This window comes from Synechococcus lacustris Maggiore-St4-Slac, from assembly GCF_024345595.1.
Classification (GTDB): domain Bacteria; phylum Cyanobacteriota; class Cyanobacteriia; order PCC-6307; family Cyanobiaceae; genus Synechococcus_D; species Synechococcus_D lacustris.
Genome location: NZ_JAGQBK010000017.1, coordinates 1 through 20,849, shown reverse-complemented (window position 1 = coordinate 20,849; position 20,849 = coordinate 1). Strand labels below are relative to the sequence as shown.

Below are 20,849 nucleotides of genomic sequence, written 5' to 3'. Positions count from 1 at the left end.
CTCCCATGCTTTTGCAGTTTCTTGATGTGTTTTCAGTAACCTTTTAGATTTGCACGGGTAAATCAACACAATTGCACTTATTTCTGCTGATTTAATTCAGAATTAATCTAAATATATTGCATTTATTGCAACTTAGATAAGCTTTTTGCCACCGCCAGGGGGCTGGCGCAGCCCAGGCCTTGTTGGGCAAGCCTCAGGCCCGCTAGCCCATGGCGCAGCCCCGCCAGGGCTAGCAATTGGCCTGAAATTGCGTTGGAAAATTGCTTTTCGCTTGCCATGCCAAGGGCGCCAAGGCCGCCGGCATAGCCAGCAAGCACATCACCCATACCCGCCCTTGCGGCCCAGGCACTGGTTTCCAAAAGCTGATAGCAGCAACCCTCGGGGGTTGCGATGCAACTGTGGGCGCCCTTCAAGAGCACCTGGGCACCAGTTAGTTGTGCTGCTGTTTTTGCTGCTTCCAGCGGTGCTTGCCCTGCCAATTGGGGAAACAAGCGCGTGAATTCGCCTTGATGGGGAGTGATCCAGGTGGGGCCATGGCGGTTAGAAAGCCATGGGATTACCTGCTTTCCCATCGCCAAGTGATTCAAACCATCGGCATCGAGCAGCAGCAAGCCAGGAAATTCTTGAAGTCCAGCCGGAAAAGCTGCTGTTGTTCCTAAGCCAGGCCCCAGCACCACCGCATCCAAGCGCTCTAAGCCCTCAGCCCTAGAACGCCAGAGCACGTGGGGCAGTAGTTGCTCTAGCTGCTGGCCTTGGCCTTGCTCTAGCGCCGCCTCTAGCCAGCCCACTCCGCTGGCACTGGCTCCTTCAATGCTTAAACGGGCGGCCCCTGGATACCTATTGCTGCCGGCAATAATCCGCAAGCGGCCGCGGCCGTGTTTCGGGGCCCAGGCATCTGGTATGGGTTGGGGCGCCAAGGGGCCATAGGCATCATTTCCCCAAAGCCCTAAAACCGCTTCGCTAGCAATGGCGGTTAGCGCAGCTGCTGGCAAATTCAGCTCGATCCGTTCCTGTTCACCCACCCAAGCCATGGCGCTGTCTTGCCATAGGCCCTGTTTCCAGAGACCCACCACCAAGCTGCGACTGCAATGGGCAGCAGCTTCTCCCAGCAATACGCCCCTATCGCTACAGAGGCCACTGGGACCATCAATGCTCCAGATCTCAGCGCCGCAATGTTGGCGTTGCCCCAAGCTGTGAGCCACTATTTCAGGCAGGGCTAGGCTTTGACCGATGCCAAAAATTGCATCGATCCATAGTTCAGGTCCTTTGGGATCAGGGGGCTGCTCCAGCTTTGGCAACCCCAGCCAGAGGCAATGGCGTAGGTGGGCCGCCGTGAGTGGTTTGTGTTCAGCAAAGGGACTCCAGATCCGCACCGGCCAGCCCGCCAGCCACAGTTCCCTTGCCAAAACCAAACCATCACCGCCGTTATGGCCTGGCCCCACCAACACCACCAGCCCACGGTTGCGCAGGCCTGCCTCTGCTTTTAGGCGTTCGGCTAAGGCCAAACCGGCTTTTTCCATCAAGGCCGCCACCGGTAGGCCGCTATCAATCAGTTGTTGCTCCAATTGCCCCATCTGGTTGGCCGTAACCAAGAGGTGGTTGGCATTTGCGGCGGGCCACACCATGGAAGAGGCAACATGGGTACATGACTACTTTGTTGCCAACCGCAAGCGCAACCCCCGCCGTGGAGGCGGTGCTAGAGCGTTTGCGGCTATGGCCAGGGGAGCATCACATCGCCGTGGGCCTCTCCGGTGGGGTGGATAGTTCCCTCACAGCTGCCCTGTTGCAGGCAGCTGGCTGGCAGGTGGAAGGCCTCACCCTTTGGTTGATGAGCGGCAAGGGTGCCTGCTGCGCTGAGGGGTTGGTGGATGCCGCTGCCCTATGTGAATCCCTTGGTGTTCCCCACCATGTGGTGGATTTTCGCGAGCACTTCCAGGCTCAGATTGTTGACTTTTTGGTGCAGGGCTATCAAGCCGGCGTAACGCCCTTGCCATGTTCCCGCTGCAATCGGGAGGTGAAATTTGGGCCGATGTTGGCCTGGGCGGAAAAGGAATTGGGTTGCATGCGATTAGCAACGGGGCACTACGCCCGCCTGCGGCCAGCGGCGGCTGCCACAGCTGGCCGTACCCAGTTGCTAAGGGGCCTTGATAGCCATAAAGATCAGAGCTATTTCCTTTACGACTTACCTCAACAGGTGTTGGCCCGTTTGGTGTTTCCTTTGGGTGAATTAAACAAAACTCAAACCCGCCAGGAAGCTGGCCGCTTGGGTTTAAGAACGGCCACCAAGGCTGAAAGCCAAGATCTTTGCCTGGCTGATCACCACGGCTCGATGAAGGCTTTCCTTGATGCCTACCTGCCGCCGCGCCAGGGCCAGATCGTGCTTGCTGATGGCACTGTGGTGGGTAGCCACGATGGCATTGAGCACTTCACGATCGGTCAACGCAAGGGCCTAGGCGTTGCCTGGAGTGAGCCACTGCATGTGGTGAAACTGGATGGGGCCATGAACCAGGTGGTGGTGGCGCCGCGCCGGGAGGCCGGCCGCATCGCTTGCCAGGTGGCTGCAATCAACTGGGTTTCGATTGCACCTCCCCAAGCCGCCTTGCAGGTGGAGGTGCAGGTGCGCTATCGCAGTGCACCGGAATTGGCACTGCTTACACCGATTTCAGATAGCACCTGCCAACTGCAGTTTTTAGAGGAGCAATTTTCAATTACGCCTGGGCAGGCGGCGGTGTTCTATGCCGGAGAGCTGTTGCTGGGCGGTGGGCTGATTCAACGGGAAACCGCGATTCAACGGGAAACCGATTGAAGGCCTCTATCACCAGTGGGGATCACTGCTGAATTCCACCTGCAGGCTGCTGCTGTGGCTTGGCACTGAGCTGATACAAGCCCGCACAGTTTCGCCATCTACATCGATTTCACAGGCACCACAACTGCCGCCAAGGCAGCCGGTGGGGATTGAAATGCCTGCCGATTTTGCCGCCGCAAGCCAGTGGGCGCCTGCTTTTGCTTCAGAAACCTTTCCGTTTGGCCAATGGATTTTTATGGTTTTAACCGCCATGTTGTGGTGTTTTGGGAATTAATAGCGGTTCGATATCCACGTGGGTTTCAAAGGCATCGGCGAGGCGATCGAGCAATGCATCCCGTTGACGGCTGTGGTGCGGTTGCTGTTCGCTGAGCATCGCTAAGCCCTTGCGCTGGCGCAATTGATTTAACCAGCGTCGCCGCCAGGGGCCGTTCTCAAATACCCCGTGCAGGTAGGTGCCAGCCACAGTGCCCTGCACCCAGCCCAACCCTCGATCGGCGCAAAGGGGCTGGCAGGGCTCAAGTGCAATCGTGCTGCCGCGGTGTAGCTCGAAGCCTTCGATCTGGAGGGAGTCGATTGCTGAAGTGTGGTTGTTGAGGGTCGGCCACAGGGCTTGGCTCGCCCGCTGCCGCAGGGCTTTCTCGCCGCCGAAAACGGTGCGAAGCGGCAGCAGGTTGAGCCCGGCTGCGCTTGTGGAGGCGCTGGTTCCTCCCTCGAGCCCCTCGGGGTCATGCAGCTCACGGCCAAGGAGCTGCATGCCTCCGCACACGCCGAACACATGGCCGCCCCCAGCTGCATACAGCTGCAAAGTGCTGGCAAAACCGTTTTGTTTGAGGGCCTCCAGATCCCGCAGCGTTTGCTTGCTGCCTGGCACGATCACCGCATCGGCTTGGCCGAGCGCTTCTCCAGGTGCCACCCAGCGCAGCTGAACCGATGGTTCGGCTTCCAGGGGGTCAAGGTCGGAGAAGTTGCTCAGCGATGGCAGCTTCAGCACCGCGATCTCCAGCTCGGCGCCGCGCTTGCGGCCACGGCGTTCCAAAAGATCAAGGGAATCCTCCGGTGGAAATAGTTCATCCAGCCAGGGCATCACCCCCAGCACAGGAATGCCGGTGTGGGCCTCCAGCCAGCGGCGCCCCTCATCAAACAGTTCGCGGCGGCCGCGAAAGCGGTTGATCAGCAGCCCGCGAATTAACGGACGCTCCACCGGCCGCAGCAGCGCCAAGGTGCCCACCAGCTGAGCGAACACGCCACCGCGCTCGATATCGGCTACCAAAATGCAATTCGCTCGCAAATATTGAGCTAGGCGCAGGTTTGTTAGATCCCGGGATTGCAGATTTACCTCCACAGGGCTGCCGGCCCCCTCGAGCACCAAGCGTCCGCCGGGGTGGGTTGCCTGCAGTTCGCTAAGTCCCTGGCGGATTGCCGCCCAACCGGGTTTGAACCAGTCGCGGTAGTAGTGCTCAGCGCGGGCCTGCCCCACTGATACACCTAGATGAATTAACTCACTGGTGGAATCACCCTGGGGTTTTAAAAGCACTGGATTCATGCTGTGGTGGGGCTCCAGCCCAGCCGCCCAGGCTTGCAGCGCCTGGGAATAGGCCATCTCGCCACCGGTTTGATCCACCCAGGCGTTATTGCTCATGTTTTGCCCTTTAAAAGGCAGCGGTTTTTCTCCGCGACGCTGCAATACCCGGCAAAGGGCAGCCGTCATCAATGATTTGCCCGCACCACTGCTGGTGCCAAGCACCATTAAGGGGGTGAGTTGATTAGGGGTTTTCATTACTTAGCAACGCTGCTGGCAACAAACCAGGCCTCTAATTCAGGCCAAGCCAACATTCCACCAGCCAGTTGCTGAATTTTTTGAACAACTGCTGCGTTGGAAGCTTTAAAAGCAAAGCCGTTGAGTCCAAGAAACACAACCGCAACCAAAAAGCCAGTTCTTTTGTTGCCATCGCTAAATGGATGCCCCACAACAATTGCTTCTGCATGGGCAGCCGCAATTAGGGGGATTGAAGTTAATTCTCCAAAACTCCAGCGCTGCTTTGGGCGAGCTAGGGCTGAACACAAGGCTGAATCTGAGCGCATTCCCTGCAGCCCCCCGTGCTCAAGAATTTGTTGATGATGAATTGCAATAACAGCTGCTTCAGGTACCCAACGGGGCTCTGAAGGCAGGTTCATTGAGCCAATTGGCGCAGGGCTGGTTGATATGAGCGAGCCGCTTCTGAGGCAAGGGCCAGTGCCTCTTGCAGGGTTGGGTTGAAAGGTGAGAGTAAAATGCCCTGCTCGGTTTCAATAGCTTCGATTCGATCTCCTGGAGCGAGATGAAATCTACGAGCCATTTCACTTGGAATGGTTGCGCTCACAGATCCACCAGATCTACGCAGGGTAACTTCCATTGTTATTGCGCCCATAGGAGTAGCACATTAATGCTACAGGCTGAACTGCTCAAAGCCGTGGCCAATGGCGCCTAACCCAATGGCGCAGGCGCCGTAGTTTTGTTGCTGAGGGAATTTCCCCTGGCCACATGAGGAGAACCTGTTTACCCATTGGTGTTAAACGCACTCGATGGGTTAAGCCCTGGCCATCAACTTCGCGGCGCAACACACCTAATTTGATCAACCAACAAAAAATATTTTCAGTGGCATCTGCATTGAGATCGGCTTTGCACCAGCTCCGTTGCGCGCAAACAGCTGGGCTGCTGAGGGGATCAGTTGCGGCATTTTCATAAAATGAACGTTTAAACGGCAGGCAGCGCATCGCTTCTGCAGCCCTGGCTAGGGAATGTTGATCAACGGTGAAATTAGGATTGCTCTGCATAAATCAACTCTAAACAATTTCATTGATGGAACTGTTGTTGGCCTCTGCCTCCCCTTCCCGCAAGCGTTTGTTGGAACAGGCTTGCATTCCCCATCGCGTGCAGGTGAGTGGCATTGATGAAGAGGCAATTCAGCATGCCGATCCATTGCAGCTGGTGCAGGATTTAGCAATTGCAAAAGCCAAGGCTGTGGACCATGCCATCTCAATCGAGGGCATAAGTGCAGGTTTAGGCATCTTGGCCTGCGATTCAATGTTTGAATTTGATGGTGAGGTGTTTGGTAAACCAAAAGATACAGCTGATGCCATTAGCCGCTGGCAGCGCATGGCCGGCGGCTGGGGGGTGTTGCATACGGGCCATTGTTGGCTGGCAGCTGATGGGGCTGAATATGGTGAGATTGTTAGCACAAGATTGCAATTTGCAGCCGTTGGCGAAGCAGAAATCAAAGCCTATGTAGCCACTGGCGAACCATTAAATTGTGCCGGCTGTTTTGCACTTGAGGGCCGAGGTGGCTTGATGATTGAACGGATTGATGGTTGTTTTAGCAATGTGATTGGGCTCAGCTTGCCATTATTGCGCCGCTGGGTGATGAAATAATTTAAATATTTAACCTTTCCAGAGGAAGATGCACAAAGATTTTTGATATAACCTCGATTTCTTTAGGGTTAATCGATTGCAATCTTCCTCAGCCCATCTTGAAAAATATGCAAATATATTGGCCTAATTTAGATAAGAATTAATTATTAAAATAAAATAGATTGGATCGCCTCTTGAATTCAAGAGGCTTCATAGCAATGAATTTAACTTGCTGGCCAGTGGATACTGAAAGGCTATGCTGTTTAATTGTCCACGATAACCATAAGCCCATAAGCCCATAAGCCCAAAGGGGTGTAGTAAACTATATAATAAGTTGATTCTCCCCCAACATTGTTATGCCAGCTATTCGCCTAGGTGCAGAAACTCTTTCTGCGGATCAGGTTTTAGCAGACTTAAATTCGCTTGGTAAGCTTACACCAATGCTAAAGGATATTGCGATTAATAAAATTGTTGTTACTGAAATGGTGCACTTTGGGATTGAGATGCCAAAGGAAGAAGATATTGATCGATCCCTATCAATATTTCGCCATGAGTTGGGATTAGTTGATGAACAAAGTTGGAGTGTTTGGTTGGAACAGAGCGGCCAGCAACTGTCTTTTTTGCGCACTCATATATCCGTGTCTTTGAAGCTTCAAGCCTTGGCCACAGCTTTAGGGTTAGAACCTTTAACTAGTGTGTACGAGCGCCAAGCCTCTTCCCTTGCCAAGCTCACAGTCAGCTATCTCTGCTCACCTTATCGTCATGCAATCGATAAAGCTGTATTATTAATAAATGAAGGTAATACCAGTTTTGAGCAACTGCACAATTCCTTGCGCAAGGATTTAGGTCTGCCTATTCAGTTCGTCCGTCAAACACTTTCTCAAGGCGACTTTCGGAACGTTGTTTTGGAGGCGATAAGTAATCTTGATATAGGTGAATTTAGTGAACCAGTCGAATGCGCTGGTCAATGGCATATTCTGCGATTAGAAGATCGTTTAATTTGTAATCTGGATTTGGAATTACAGGAGAAACTGTTGCGGGATCAAATCGTTAATTGGGCAATCAAGCAATTACCAGATGTCTTGGAGGTTGCGTGAACAAAATGAAATCTTTGGACGATTTTCTTCTTTTGCTATCAGAATCAACAACTTGTAGGCAAGATATTAATGGACTCAATCCTAAAGAGATCGTAAAATACGCAAATGGCATTGGTTATCATTTCACTGAACAACAGCTCGTTAAACAGCAGACCCGTGCGATTTTAACCGTGATCAGGCGTGGTATGGAAATGAAATCTATGGATTCGTTTTATTATCGTGGGATTGGAGGACGTCTATTTTATGTGGCATGTATTACTCCGCCTGGATTATAGAATTTTAAAGTATTTAGCTAAGAGTTAATTTCAGAAAAGTTGTAAGACGGTTCCAGAGACTAGCTGGTGGTTTCGATAAAGGATTATTGGTAAGTGATTCGTCTATAAGCAGATTTGAATCATAATCGGAGGAAAATACAATATTCGCATTTGGAGACGAAGGAATAATTTCAACTTGAGAACCGCTTTCAACTATAGTAGTTCCTGTGGAAGCAAAAATTTCATTCATAGGAGTTAATGAATGAGTATTAACTACTTTCAGCAACGTATTTCCAGTTCCCAATTTAATGATTTGTTTTGAAAGGGATTCATTCACTAAATTTATCATACTTTTACCAGGTCCGGCGATATTAATTTGATTGCCTGCGAGATTTCCAACTAATACCGTTGAACCTGGTTTGAACTCCAAATTAATGCTGTTTGTGATAGGTGATGATTTCAGTTCCAGCCTTTGATTGCCTGGGCCTGTAGAGATTCGGTCAAACCCACCAGTGGTTACTAAAGTGTTGTCACCAGGGCCTAATGCATATATATCGGCGCCAGATCCTCCTTGTACGTATGTGGATCCCAAGCTAGTAATAATAGTGTTTTTGTTGGCATTGGTTACCCTGGCGTAATTAGTGCCAGAACCTGTAAATATGTTCGAAACAATATTCGGTGAAGAAAGATCTATTATGTCATCACCCCAACCTGCTCTAACATTTTGAAGGAAAGGTTGTGCTGGGGGTGTGAGAGCTGTATATGTATTCATAACGGTATTATTGCCATTTCCAAGGTAAACATCTTTGTTGCCCAGTTCAAAACTAATAGTGTTATCGCCATCTTTAGTGCTAATGGTATCATTGCCGCTCAAAGAGTTAATGCTATTATTGCCACCGCCCATGATTATGGAATCGTTGAAGATAGATCCAGTGATTGAATTATTGCCATTTCCAGCATGTATTTCAAGGTCAACATTAATAGAGGGGGAGCCTGTGCTTGGTTGCAGAGAATTATTGCCATCACCCAAGAAGATATTTGGAATTGCATTGGGGCTATTTGAGTTTATGAGGTTTTGATAGTTTATAAGGGTTTGATTGATTGTGATATTATCGTCTCCGTTGCCAGTCATTAATTTTAACTCTGCACCTGAGGAGTTGTTCCAATCTGTAAGGTTGATATTGTCGTTGCCTTCATGGCTAGCAATAAATGATGATGTGTAATTAAGGTTGCCATTAAAGTTCAGCGTATCAGAGCCAGAACCCGTTGAAAATATTTGCTCTGTGAAACCTGCGCTGGTGGTGTTTGCTTTGTTGTAGGAGATTATTGAACTAGTCCCCATACCCAAGCCTAGGATCTGATTGGAATTGATGTTTCCACTAGTTGTAGAAGTATTCAGAGAATCATTGAATTCTAATCTATTAAATTCCCATCCATTCTGCGAGGATGGACCATTGTATAAGGTGGTGTTTAAAGCGCCAAGGGTAACAGAACCATTTAACCATCGGCTTATTCCCTTGCTATTAGAGGTGTAAGGAAGCATCCCAATTTTCACGGTGTCGATACCTCCAAGGAGCTGAACATCAATGGTTTGATTTGGTAAAATGCGACCTAGAGAGAGAATATCAGCTCCTATAAAGGTGTTTTGGGTGTTGGAAGGATTGCTACCGTTAATTTGGATCGTTGCGGTGGAGACAAGCGATCCGTTAATGGATGAACTAGTGCCTGTTTGTAAAACTGAATTGTTAGGGTTATTTTGAAAAGTAGCTGTTCCTAGATAAAGATTTAGGTTGGCAGCTTGTAGTTTTGCGGCACCGGCAATGTTTATACCTTGCCCACTGGATACTTCAGCTGCTCCAGATGCTATGAGTTGCGCACCTGTAAATATTTGCAGGCCAACATCAGCGGGATTGGCGGTGGAGGATGCATTTTGACCTGTTAAGGGAGTTAAAACTACTCCACTGGAGCTACCGGTAGTTGCGTTATAGAGCGCGCCTGAACTAAGTCCATCATGTTTGAAAGCATTTGCAGCATCACTGGGGAAACCAAGCATTAATGGCTGATTTGTATTGCTCTCAATGCTGTTTGAAAGAGTAATGCTGTTGTTGTTAACTCCAGTGATGCTGGCAGCAGCAATTTCTTGAAGTTCAATGGTCCCGTAGCTACTCAGCGTTAACGACGCACTTGTGCTGGCCGCTCTTGCTTGCCATGTTTGTGATCCAGCTGGGTTTGTGATAATAACGGATCCAGCTGCTGCATTAATGGGGCCGGTGAATATGCTGTTGGTGGTGCTGTTGTTAATAATAACAAGGGGATTTGTTCTAGCAGGCTTATCAGTAAATGAAATGGTCGAACCATTTCCTGTGAATGTGTATGGAATTTGAACACTGCTTGTACCAATTGTTGCGCTGAGGCTTGCGTTACTTGTTTGTGTATTGATACTCGCCACTTGGAGCTGCGATTGAGAGATATTCGAAATTGCTACAAAGCCAACTCCCGCTACCGAATTCACCGAGCCGCTACCTCTAAGTGTGGAGGTTCCGGTTTGGTTGATTGTTGTTTGGATTGGTGGCAGATTACTTACTGATTTGTTGGCAAGACTTGCTGGCTCTGCTGAATAGGTTGGAAAAGATTGCAGGTGCCAGAGCAATGAGGGGCTTGATTGAGGGAGCGCCTGATTGGCATCTGCAATAGTAGTTCCATAAGTACTAAGTGCTGAGATTGGATAGCTTGTTCCGGATTTCATAGCAAGGCTTATGGAGCCGTTTGCAGCAAGAATTTGATTGTTGCTAACCAAATTGTTGAACAGGCTTGAAGATGATTGATTGAGTCCGATGAAGTAGCGGTTAAGCCCGTCATTGGCAGGGCTGGGTTGTGCTGCGTTGTAAGTAGATGTTGCACTCCAACTTACTCCGGGAAGGTACCAAGTAAGTGCGGGTTCTGGTATTGAGCTGCCCGAGGTGGTAGAAATTGTGTATAGGGCTGGAGAACCACTGGAGAGTGTAACTCCAGTGTTACCAGCAGGATCTAAATTGGTAGTGGTGCCTCCTTGAGTAACACTAAAACTAGTATTTGCTGGTGTATTTGTAGTTGTAAACCCGGTGTAATAGGTGCCGTTAACTGGAGGCGTGAATGATATTCCCCAGATAGATCCACTTGAGGATGATACTGGACTCGACAAACCGCTTGGTGCAGCAGGCGTCTTTACTAGGGAGGCTGTAGTTGGTGTACCACTTAAAACGGTTCCAGACGGTAAAGTACTTGAAGGCGTGAAGCTGTCTAGGAAAAGCTGCAGATTCTGAGGATTGGAGTATGGCTGAGATGCGGGAACTTGTACCGTTAATAAATTGCTGTTTAGTGAGTTGGTGGAAACGGCTGTATTTCCGCTAAAGCTGGAGCTGTTGAAGTTTGTGCTGAAGTTATCGCCTACAAAAGCCTGAAAGCCCGTAATTGCCCCACCAGTCCAAATCGGTGAAGTAACACCAGATGCTTGTTGTTGGCTTATAGCTGTAAACCAACCGTAACTGCCATTAGTTGCAGATCCGGAGGCGGTGACAGTGTATGGAGTAAATCCTCCGTTGCTGTTGGCTATGCCAATAGTTATTGAGTTATTGCTATTGTAAATAAAGGAGTAGTTGGTGCCGCTTTGAAAGGGGGTGGCGGTGCCTCCACTAGGGGTGTAGCTGATTGGTGCATTGCCAGTGCCAGTGTAAGTATACGTAGCCTGGTAAATTGAAGAGCTAGGTAGATACCAACTTATACTACTTGTGCTTGGTAGTGGTATATTACTATTAATTTTGAATAAATAACTTGTTGTTGATGAGCTAGAGCCAAGGGTTACCCCAGCTAGCGATGAACCTGCGGTAGGTGGTGAGGTGGGAAGTGTAGTTACAGCTCCACTACTTGTGCTCCAGGAGATGTTGATAGCTGGTGAACCAGTACTGGTGGTTAAATCGCTACCGCTAAGGGTGTAGGTGTAGGTGGTTCCGGCTACGAGATTCTGTCCGGAATTTCCGGCCGTGTTGAGGTTTTGGCTGGGTGCCTGCCAGTTCACCAGAACGTTGGCAGGGGTAAGGTTTTGGCCTGAGGCTGCCGAGGCGGTAAGGGTATAGGTGGTATTAGCGGCTAGGCTCAGATTGGCTGCACCTGAGGGATCTAGGGCGGTGTTAGGTGTGAGCGAGCCGCCACTTATGGATAAGGAGTTAAGAGCTGTGGTGTCGTTATTCACAGGTGTGAACTGGTAGGTGCCCACCAACGAAGGTGTGGTGAACGCGTAGCTGATTGAAGGGGCGGCCTGTGTGCTGGGGTTTGTGAGATTGGCGGAGCTCACCACACTCCAGCCGGTAACATTATTGAGATTGCCGTTCGCTAGATTGAGGTCGTAGGAGCCGTTCTGAGAGGGCACAAACGCAAAGTTAATTTGATTTGAACTGCTGCCGGGCTGAGCTGAGGAGAGGAGGCCCGCGCTGCCTTCTACGACGGTAAAACTGTTGACAGTGGTACCAACTGGTGGTGTAAAAACTGGGTAATAAGTGTCAAGCGTTCCTTTGGGAAGGTTGGCTTGCCGAATCAAAATATTTTGGCTGCTGCTTGCTTGGTTGATGATTGGAAATGGAGCCGTGCCCGTTTTATTCCAGTTGCTGCCGGAGATGAGAGAGCCACCAGTACTGGGAATTGTGATGTTTCCGGAATTAATAGCTGTGGCATTTACCTGGAGCTGCTGCTGGAAGCCGAGTGCGGTTAATGTGTTGCTTGAGTTAGCTGTAGTTTGAAAAGGACTCGGAATAGTAAGCGTTTGGGTATTGGTGGCGTTCACAGCGTTAACTGTTGATCCAACGGGTGTCATCTGCACAACCATCACCTGGCCAGCATTTTGCAGGGTATTGGCATTAAATGACACTTGTAGAGGAACATTTGCTCCAGGGCTTAGATTAATAGTGCTGGCGTTACCATTGGTGTTGATGGATTGTTCATTAACACTGAATGAGCTGATCGCGTTGTAAGCACTATTACCTGCTGCGATTAGATTTTGATTTTGGTCGTAAATGCCAATATTGAATTGAAGGCTGCTAGGAGTAGAGCCACCCCAGTATGGAGCATTGGTAAATTGTGAACTCAATAATGTGTAAGTTCCAGGGCTGGTAACACTTATTGGTGTTGTGCTGGAGCCATTGCTGAAGCTAACACTGGTGCTTGTGGGGGCGTTAGCGGTGGGGACGTCGTTAACTACTAACGTATTCACTCCACCGTTGCTAACAAGCTGATAGCTAATTGGTCCATTCGATGCCACGGTGGTGGTGTTAGGGGTGCTATTGCTATCGGAAGCCTTAAGGATTGCAATGGCCCCAGCGTTAATTGTGCCGTTAAATTGTGTAGCGCCATTAGCCGTAAACGAGCCACTGGTGTTGTTAACATTACCATATATAGGGATACCGCAAACTACATTTGTCTTCCACATTCCCTGGCCACTTTTGCTATAGCCGCCATTGCCTATTAATGAGTTTATATTAACGCTTTGAGCATTTATTATGGAGTTAGAATCAAGATTTAGATTTGACTGTAACGTGGAGTTGTTCGTGCCTTTGCCATAAGCTCCTCCACCAATTGTCATTCCTTTAATGGTGGCATAGCCGGTTGCTGAAGAGTTCAGATTACTACCGATTCCTGCATTCATGGAAGCAAGCAGGTCTACGGATGAAGCATTTATAGTGCCGCTTAAGTTTATCGATCCCTGATGGTTGAGATTATTAGTGGCGTTGCCGTTGCCATCTGTTATGGCGGGCCAATCGGCGATAAATTGGGCGTAAGAACTTATTGTGGCGGGGTTGAGGTTTGTGTTTACGTTTACGTAGGATGCATTTAAGACTGTATTAGAGTTGATGTTAACTACTGAATTAATAGTTCCATTTGTTGTGGCCTGAGTTTGTCCACCGGTAAACCCAGAAGTTACCTGGTTTTTTGCACTTGTGGATAAATTGTATCCGGGATTTGATTGAACTTTAATCGTGCCTTGCAGGGCCTCTAGAGTGGAGCCTGAGCCAATTGTGGTGGTAATACTTGCGTTGCTACTGTTGATAGTGCTATTACCAGCAAATCCTCCGGTGAGTACAAATTGTCCTGCGGAGCTACCAGCGCTTAGATTGTCGTTACTTTGGCTGGTAATAGTTATGCCTGTTGGTGCTTGTACTTTAGAGTTGGTTCCAAGGCTGGTAGATATTGAAGGGTTGTAGGTGCCGGTTGTATTTGAGTTGGCTTTACCAATAACACCTCCCACTATGCTATTTGTGTATGCCATAAATGAATCTGTACTGCCAGTCCCTTTGTTCTGGCTGCTGGAACTAATTGTTGCGCTCCCCTTAGATGAAGTGGCACTGGAGTTATTGCCTATGCCCGCGCTAACGCTGGGGCTAACGGTTAAATTGCTTTTTATCCCTACTGCCCCCACAAAACCGTAGGCATTGCCCTGAGCTTGTGCTGAGAAGCCCGTGCTGCTTGTGTCGGCTGTATTGGCGGTGATATTGATTGATTGAACAGCTTGCAAATTTGCATCTGAGGGAAGCAAGCTTGAAATCTTTGGTTGCCAAACGCTAGTGGCGCCAGATTCTGTCCAAGCTATGCCACCACCGGTGGTGCCTGAAGTGGAGCTCTTGAGGGAGTTGGAAGTAAGTGTTGCCTGTTGTTGGTAGTTGCCGCCAGCGCTGATTGCTTCAGTGCTAGTACCTGTGCTAGAGCTCAGCATGCCAGCGCTCACAGTGGGCGTTGCAGTTGCCGTGGCAAAAATGTTGTTGGAGCCCACCAGGCCTCCGCCACTAGCTGATGCATTACTTGAAATATTAGTTACAGGTGATGCCGAAATTGTGATGTCACCGCCGGATTGGAGGCTACCAACCCCATCAATCAGGCTTGACCAGGTGGAGTTGTTAGTGGTGCTGGCTGTGTTAACTCCCACCGCTACCAGTAATCCAACTGTGATTCCGGTAGCGGATGAACCGCTGGTGGTGTTGCCGGTGGTAGTGATGTTGATCGTGCCTTGTTTGGCGATGAGATTGGCAGCGCTTCCAACACTTAGCGAGGTGTTGGTGTTATCAACTGCTTTTGCTGTGGCGGCGTTCACACCAACCAGGCCGCCGCCACTGGCCGTGCTGAGCGCTTGGGTGCCGGGGTAGGTGTTGTAGGCAAAGGTCTGCGCGGCCGTTGAACTGAAAGCAGAGATGCTTTGGTTCAGGGAGTTGCGCGTTGCCGTCAGATTGATGCTTCCGCCTGAGCTGGTGAGGTTTCCGCCAGCACCGATGTTCAGGCTTGAGTTGTCTGTGGCTGTTGCATTAGTAACACCAACCCCGATCACGCCAGCGCTGATTGCATCAACCTTGGCCAAGGTGCCGCTAGTGATGGCACCAGTGATGTTGAGGCCGCTGGCAGCACTGAGGTTGGCGCTGCTGGAGGGTGCGATGGTGAGGGTTGTGTTGTTGGTGATGCTGGCCAGGTTAGTGGCCACGGAGATCCCAGCCACACCAACGGCATTGGCCGTACCTCCCGAAGCGGTTTGAACGGAGCCGTTCAGGGTGAGGCTACCGCCCGTGCTGCTGAATGCACCGCCCGGTGAGACGTTAAAGCTGCTGCCCGTGGTGGCGGTGGAGGAAACACCTCCATAGCCCAACAGGCCAATACTCACGTTATTGGGGCTACTGGTGAGGGCAACGTCACTGCCACCCACGTTGAGGCTGAGGTTGCCTGCGGCGGTGATCGTGCTGCTGGAGTCGCTTTCTAATTTTGTAGAGGCTGAAGTTGTGGCTGTGCTGCTGCTGTATTGACCCGAGACGACACCACCGCCGGATTGAACAGCGCTGGCCAATGCTCCTGCGCTGGGGCTTGCTCCAGAGCTAACGGGATTGAGCTGGCTACTGAGCGTGAGCGTTCCGCCACTCTGGAGATACGACGCATTGCCGATGTTGAGGGAGGTGGTAGGCGAGAAGGTGCTGTTGGCGATGTTCGCACCCAAGCCGGCGCCGATGCCTAAGGAGGCGGAGACAGCCAGAACTTGAGTGCTGGCGGAGCCGGTGGTAAGGGCGGTTGCAGTGAGGGCGCCACCGGAAATTAGTGAGCTTTGCTGTAGCTGCAGGTTTGTATTGCTGGTGTCTGTGAGGGTGCTGTACGACCCTGTCACCGATACGGAGTAGAGCCCCACGCTGGCGGCGACCACAGTGCCATTGATCTGTTGAACAGGGCTCGCGTAGGTGCTGCTTACTGATAAGGAGCCGCCTGCGGTGATGGTGGAGCCGCTGATGCTCAAGCTGGTGTTGCCGCTGTTGGTGGTTTGCAGGTCCGAGCCACCGATGCCAACGGCACCAGCTGCGCCTACCGCCACGGCCACGGTGTTGTTTTGGCTTTGCAGCTGGCTGAGGGTGCGCTGCAGATTGATGGTGATTTTCCCAGTGGCTTTGAGCGAACTGTTACTGAAGTTCAGGCTGCGTGAGGATGATTCTGTTGACGCAACCCCGCCACCGGCGCCGGCGCCAGCTCCTCCGCCCACACCTACCGACACCGGTGTAACTGTGGTGTTGGCGCCAAATGTATCGCTTAACCCCAGGTTGACATCGCCGCCCATATCCAAGGTGCTGTTGCTTACCGTCAGGCTGAGGGCGGTGTTGCGGGTGAGCACCACCTTGGAGGCCCCAAAGGTGGCCCCCACCAACCCAGCGCTCACTCCCACCGTGTTGGTTTTGGGGGCCAAGGTGAGTAAGCCGGTGGTGTTAATGCCGAAGTTGCCGGTGCTGCCACGGGCATTGATCAGGGTGCTGGCGACGGCGCCACCAAGGGTGATGTCGACAAGGCTCAAGGCACCGCCCACTGCGGCCCCGAGGCCGATGGCGGCACCGGCACCAACGGCTAGCACATCGGCCTTGACGATGCTGGGGTTGGCGTTGGTGGTGATGCTGGTGGTGCCAGCGATGGCGAGTTGATTGATGGCGCTGGAGCTGTCGCTGCTCCTGCCGATGCCGGTGTTGTATTGAGTGCCCAGGGTGAGGCTGGTTTTGGTGGCGGAGATGTTCACTGCCACGGCGACGTAACCAGCGGCGACCGAGATGGCGAACGCATATGTATCGGTACTGAGGCTTGTGGTGTCGCTGTTGTAGATAGTGAGTCCGCCGGAGCCGATGTTTAGGCTGCTGCCGCCATACGCTTGGGCGGTAAGGGTGCGATTACTGCTGAGGGTGGCGCCGCAACCGGCGCCGGAGGCTGCCACGCCAACATTTGCGGCACCGGCCGCCGCCAGGGAGCCAGCTGCGGTGAGGGAGTAGATGCTGCCACTGGCCGTGGTGCTCAGGTATAGCGATGCGGCGCTGACGCTACCGCCGTTTACCACGCTGGCTACGGTGTTACTCAAGCTCACCTTGGAGATGGCGGCTCCGATGGAGACCGCAACCGAGGCCGTTGGCGAGCCTGCCACGGCGAGGCTGTAACCGCCACCGTCGCTGTCAATCGAACGAATGTCGCTGGCGGTGAGGCTTACGGCGCCAGTGCCAGCGTTAACTGCGACGCTGTTGAGGGAGGCCGTGCTGCTGCCGCTGAGGCTGGTGGTGGCATTGCTGCCGGCCCCGGTTGCGCCGAGAGAGAAGGTGCCAGATCCGGCAATGGTTGCGGCCACCGAGACGGCGGTTGTGTTGATGGCACCAGACTGACTGGTGCTGATGCTCACAGCCTGGTTGTTGGTGTTGCCACCTGCTCCACTGCCGCTGCCTGTTAAGCCGGCATTAATGGTGTTGTTCACCGAGGAGTTGGCCAGTGCCGCCACGGCCGATACTGCGATGCCAACGCTCTTTGCCGCACCCACCGAGAGCGAACCAGCCCCGGCCACGGTGGTGATCGCGTTGTAGTCGGTGGTGGAAAGGCTCACGCCTCCATTCAGGGTGCCGATGCTCAAGTTGGCGTTGATCGGCAGGGTGATGTTGGTATCAGCTTGCGACCCGGCACCGCTGCCGCTGAGGGCGAATCCACCCGTGGATCCTGCGATGGCTATGGTGCCGGCGATGGCTTGGGTTGTGGTGTTGCCATTAAAGCCTCCGCTGATGGTGGCTCCGGTGCTGGTGGTGAGATTGTTGAGGCCCGATCCACTAACACCAAGGCTGGGAGCTTTGCCATCAACGGTTGTGATCGTGTTGCTGGCTAGCGAAGCACCGATGGAGGCGCCGATGGCTGCTGTGCCGCTGCTAAAGCCAACACCGAGGGAATAGGCACCGGATTTGGCAGTTAAGTCGCCAGCCCAATTGCCGGAGAGGTTGGCGCCGTAGCTGCTGGTGAGATTGGAGCCGCTGAGTACCACCGAGAGGTTTGGGCTGAAGGTATTAGAGCTCTTGGCACCAGCACCAGAAAGTGCGAGGGCGACCTGGCCATTAGTGGTGGCCCCCACAGCTGCCGAGCCCCCCAGGGTGACTGCTTTGAGCAGGCCATTTTTGCCGTTGTTAGTGCCGTTTACGGTGATGCTGAGGTTGCCACCGCTGCTTGAAAGGCTGCTGTTTGTGATGCTGTGTTGATCGTTGAGGCTGACCGTGTTGAAGGCAGTGCTGGCTCCAACTGACACCGCTCCGGTGTATTTGCCGCCAAGGGCGACACCAACGGCGACGCCTCCGGCGTCGCTCACAATGCTGGCCTGATCGATGGTGCTGATGCTCAGGCCACCAGCGGTTGCACTCAGCGTGGATTGGTTGATGCTGGCGCTTAGGTCGCCGCTGTAGGTGGTGGTGGCACCGGCGCCAGCGCCGGCAAATGCTCCATTAACAAGGGGTTGTTGGCCAGCAGTGAGGGAGAGCGCACCGCCCATGCTGAGCATGGCTAGGTCTGGGGTGGCCACCGTGCTGATATTGAGAGCACCGCTGCTGGCGGTGAGGGTTGAGCTGGAGATGCTCAGCGGCGCAGAGAGGCTGGCGCTGCTCAGGGAAACTGAGGCGCCCACGGACACTGTGCCGTTAAGCCCACCATTGCCACTTTTCGCCCAGTTCAGTGCGGCTGCAAAGCCACCGCTGGTTATGGCAATGGTGGGCTTAACTGTGCGCTGAAGGGTCAGCGTGGAGCCGCTAAGAGTACTGTTCGTGATCTTCACGGGCTGTTTCAGAGCTAGGGTGCTGTTGCTTCCAGACCCAGCACCCGCCAGGGCGCCTGAACTGGCGCCCGTTTTGGAATAGGCACCAGCCAAAGCACCCCCAATGCTCACGGAGTTGAGCGAGGCGTCGAGCAATGTTTGGATGCTGATGGCTCCGGCAGCAGTGCCATTGCTGCTGGCGTTGAGGCTGCTGCCGCTGATGCTTACACCTGAACTGCTGTTATCTGTGATTGTGTTATGGCTTATGGAAGCACCAACGGATCCCGACGCTGTGGGTTGCGTGGATTGGGAGTTAATAGCTGCGCTTAATGCAGCACCTCCACCATCTGCATTTATGGAACTTTGTTGCTTAAGGGTTAGCTGAATTGCTGAACCATTGGTGAGTAGCTGAGCTGTATCGAGGTTGAGCTGGGTGTTGTTTTTAATAGTGTTGTATGAACCAGCCCCTGCCCCAGCAAGAGCAATAGTTGTTTTATCGTCGAATTTAGCTGGTTCAGTGCTGCTGGTTCTTGTGCTACTGAAAGCACCAGCGAAAGCTAATGACTGGATTGAGATATTAGAGGCGTCGGATGTAACATTAATTGGTCCACTGCCAGATGCAGTTGATATGAATGTGGCGTTGCTCAGATTGAGTTTTGTGGCCTGATCAATTTCGTTCTGTGCGATTGATACGCCGGCAGCCACTGCCGTGCGGCCATTCCATACCAGAGCTGCTGCACCTGCCAAGCTCCAAATGGTAGGGGATGATTTCAGGCTGGCGTTAACAGCGCCGGTGCTGCTAGTTAATGTTGTTTTTATGCCACTGCTGCCAATGGTGAGCGTATTTGAAGTTCCAAGCGTGTTCTGAGCCCAGCTGCCAGCACCATCTACAGCCCACGCGTTGGGCTCACTTTTATAAGGAACATCACCAGCAAGTCCAATGGCGCCAGTGAAAATTGTTGGTGCGAAATTGCTAGCACCGCTGTTTATGTCAAAGCTACCGCTGTTAAATTTGGGAATCACTATAGTTGTATCGGCGATGATGCCCGTAGCTCCAGAGCCTGGGGCGTCATTTCCAAGAGTATGCGCAAAGGCAAGAGAAAGACCAAGGCCACCATTGTTTCCTGCAGCTGCATTAGCGGGCTGTTGTTTTCCACCGCTAAATAAGATTGAACCGGAGCCTGATTTGTAGTAAGCGGTTTGGCTATTGGCAAGGGTTGATGTGCCGCCAATGCTTATTATTGAATTGGCGCTGGGAGCATTGATGGAAAGTTGGGTGTATGCGCCCACGGAGGTATACGCCTCCGACCCTGAGATCCCTAGTCCCCAACTGCTTGTAATCTGATTTTTATTTTTTGGATTTCCTTTATCATCTGTACCAGTCACTCCACTAGTTGAAAGAACACCTGCCAGAGCAAGGCTGAACAATCCGGTGCTGTTAATAGTGGAATGGTTAAGTGATGCTGCCGTGATCACCGTGGGCGCGGTAAGCGTGGTGCTGCTCACCGCATTTGAGGTGATTGTTGTACCGCTGTTGGTGCCGGCATTCGCGATTACGGAGTTTGAGGCAAGGCCGATCAGGGCACGGGTGGATTGCTGCTCCTTATAAATTGTGGCGCCGATGCCAATGCCCACGCTGTTGGTCCACATCATCGATCCGGAGCCCAGCAGTCTTAGGCCGTTGGTAGTTGCAGTAATGGTGAGTGCCCCGGTAGTGCTTGCAACGGCGTAGCCCGAAAGCTGGGCTGTTGTGATAATGCTCTGGGTAACAAAAGGGAAGCTGCCGGTTAGCCCAAAGTTGGCTGTTTGGCCGCCCGCTTGAGCAAATAGCCAGGGGTTAGCAGTGTTGGTGGCATTGATGCTGATGCCTCCCGATCCGGCTGTGAGGGTAACGCCCGGTTGAATGATCGTTTCTGATTGATGGGCATTTTGTTGGAATACCATCGAAGCTCCAACGCCATTGCTGGAGCGGTTACCTAAAGGAGAGAAAAGTTCTGAAAGAGGCTTACCATCCTTTATCTTGCCGAGGCTGTCTAAGTCAAGGGAAAGATGTATGATTCCTGCGGCACCCAATGAATTGAAGGTTAAATTGGAATTTGTTTTGATTCCTCCGCTTGCATTTATTGATGAACCTGATTTTAAAGTTGTTAGAGAAATATTATTGAACTGTTGATAAATGCCAACATAAGCAAAACTGGTTTCTGTTTTGTATGTACCGTCTTTATAC

The 20,849-nt window shown here is 51.9% G+C and carries 11 protein-coding genes; 4 read left to right on the top strand and 7 right to left on the bottom strand.

Going from position 1 to position 20,849, the window contains the following annotated elements:
- Positions 1-122: 122 nt before the first annotated feature.
- On the bottom strand, positions 123-1,625 hold the full coding sequence (locus KBY68_RS10365; protein ID WP_255097105.1) for an NAD(P)H-hydrate epimerase: 1,503 nt from the start codon (positions 1,623-1,625) through the stop codon (positions 123-125).
- 20 nt (positions 1,626-1,645) lie between these two features.
- On the opposite strand from KBY68_RS10365, the gene mnmA reads away from it, so the two are divergent.
- Positions 1,646-2,806, top strand: coding sequence for a tRNA 2-thiouridine(34) synthase MnmA (gene mnmA, locus KBY68_RS10360; RefSeq protein ID WP_255097104.1), 1,161 nt, complete (start codon positions 1,646-1,648; stop codon positions 2,804-2,806).
- A 9-nt stretch (positions 2,807-2,815) separates the two neighbouring features.
- Here the strand turns inward: mnmA and KBY68_RS10355 are convergent, their stop codons facing one another.
- The 5 genes from KBY68_RS10355 to KBY68_RS10335 are packed head-to-tail and all read right to left on the bottom strand — an operon-like array spanning position 2,816 to position 5,620.
- Entirely contained in the window at positions 2,816-3,058 is a 243-nt protein-coding gene (locus KBY68_RS10355) for a 2Fe-2S iron-sulfur cluster binding domain-containing protein (protein WP_106499610.1), read from the bottom strand.
- Positions 3,048-4,553: a cobyric acid synthase gene (locus KBY68_RS10350; RefSeq protein ID WP_255097118.1), complete on the bottom strand. Its 1,506-nt coding sequence runs from the start codon at positions 4,551-4,553 to the stop codon at positions 3,048-3,050. The genes KBY68_RS10355 and KBY68_RS10350 overlap by 11 nt, the downstream gene beginning before the upstream one ends.
- Positions 4,554-4,582: 29 nt before the next feature.
- Positions 4,583-4,981, bottom strand: a complete 399-nt coding sequence (locus KBY68_RS10345) for a type II toxin-antitoxin system death-on-curing family toxin (RefSeq protein WP_255097102.1) — start codon at positions 4,979-4,981, stop codon at positions 4,583-4,585.
- On the bottom strand, positions 4,978-5,214 hold the full coding sequence (locus tag KBY68_RS10340) for an AbrB/MazE/SpoVT family DNA-binding domain-containing protein (RefSeq protein ID WP_106501076.1): 237 nt from the start codon (positions 5,212-5,214) through the stop codon (positions 4,978-4,980). Before KBY68_RS10340 ends, KBY68_RS10345 begins: the two co-directional genes overlap by 4 nt.
- 34 nt (positions 5,215-5,248) lie before the next feature.
- Entirely contained in the window at positions 5,249-5,620 is a 372-nt protein-coding gene (locus KBY68_RS10335) for an Npun_F0494 family protein (protein WP_255097100.1), read from the bottom strand.
- Between the two features lie 25 nt (positions 5,621-5,645).
- Here KBY68_RS10335 and KBY68_RS10330 point away from each other — a divergent pair, with 25 nt between their 5' ends.
- The 3 genes from KBY68_RS10330 (at position 5,646) to KBY68_RS10320 (ending at position 7,566) form a co-directional block, all read left to right on the top strand.
- Positions 5,646-6,215, top strand: coding sequence for a Maf family protein (locus KBY68_RS10330; RefSeq protein ID WP_255097099.1), 570 nt, complete (start codon positions 5,646-5,648; stop codon positions 6,213-6,215).
- 335 nt (positions 6,216-6,550) lie between these two features.
- Complete coding sequence (locus KBY68_RS10325; protein ID WP_255097098.1) at positions 6,551-7,291, top strand: peptidylprolyl isomerase; 741 nt, start codon at positions 6,551-6,553, stop codon at positions 7,289-7,291.
- A gap of 5 nt (positions 7,292-7,296) precedes the next feature.
- Positions 7,297-7,566, top strand: a complete 270-nt coding sequence (locus KBY68_RS10320) for a hypothetical protein (protein ID WP_255097096.1) — start codon at positions 7,297-7,299, stop codon at positions 7,564-7,566.
- 13 nt (positions 7,567-7,579) lie between these two features.
- Here KBY68_RS10320 and KBY68_RS10315 read toward each other — a convergent pair whose 3' ends face one another.
- Complete coding sequence (locus tag KBY68_RS10315; RefSeq protein ID WP_255097095.1) at positions 7,580-20,566, bottom strand: beta strand repeat-containing protein; 12,987 nt, start codon at positions 20,564-20,566, stop codon at positions 7,580-7,582.
- Between the last annotated feature and the right edge of the window lie 283 nt (positions 20,567-20,849).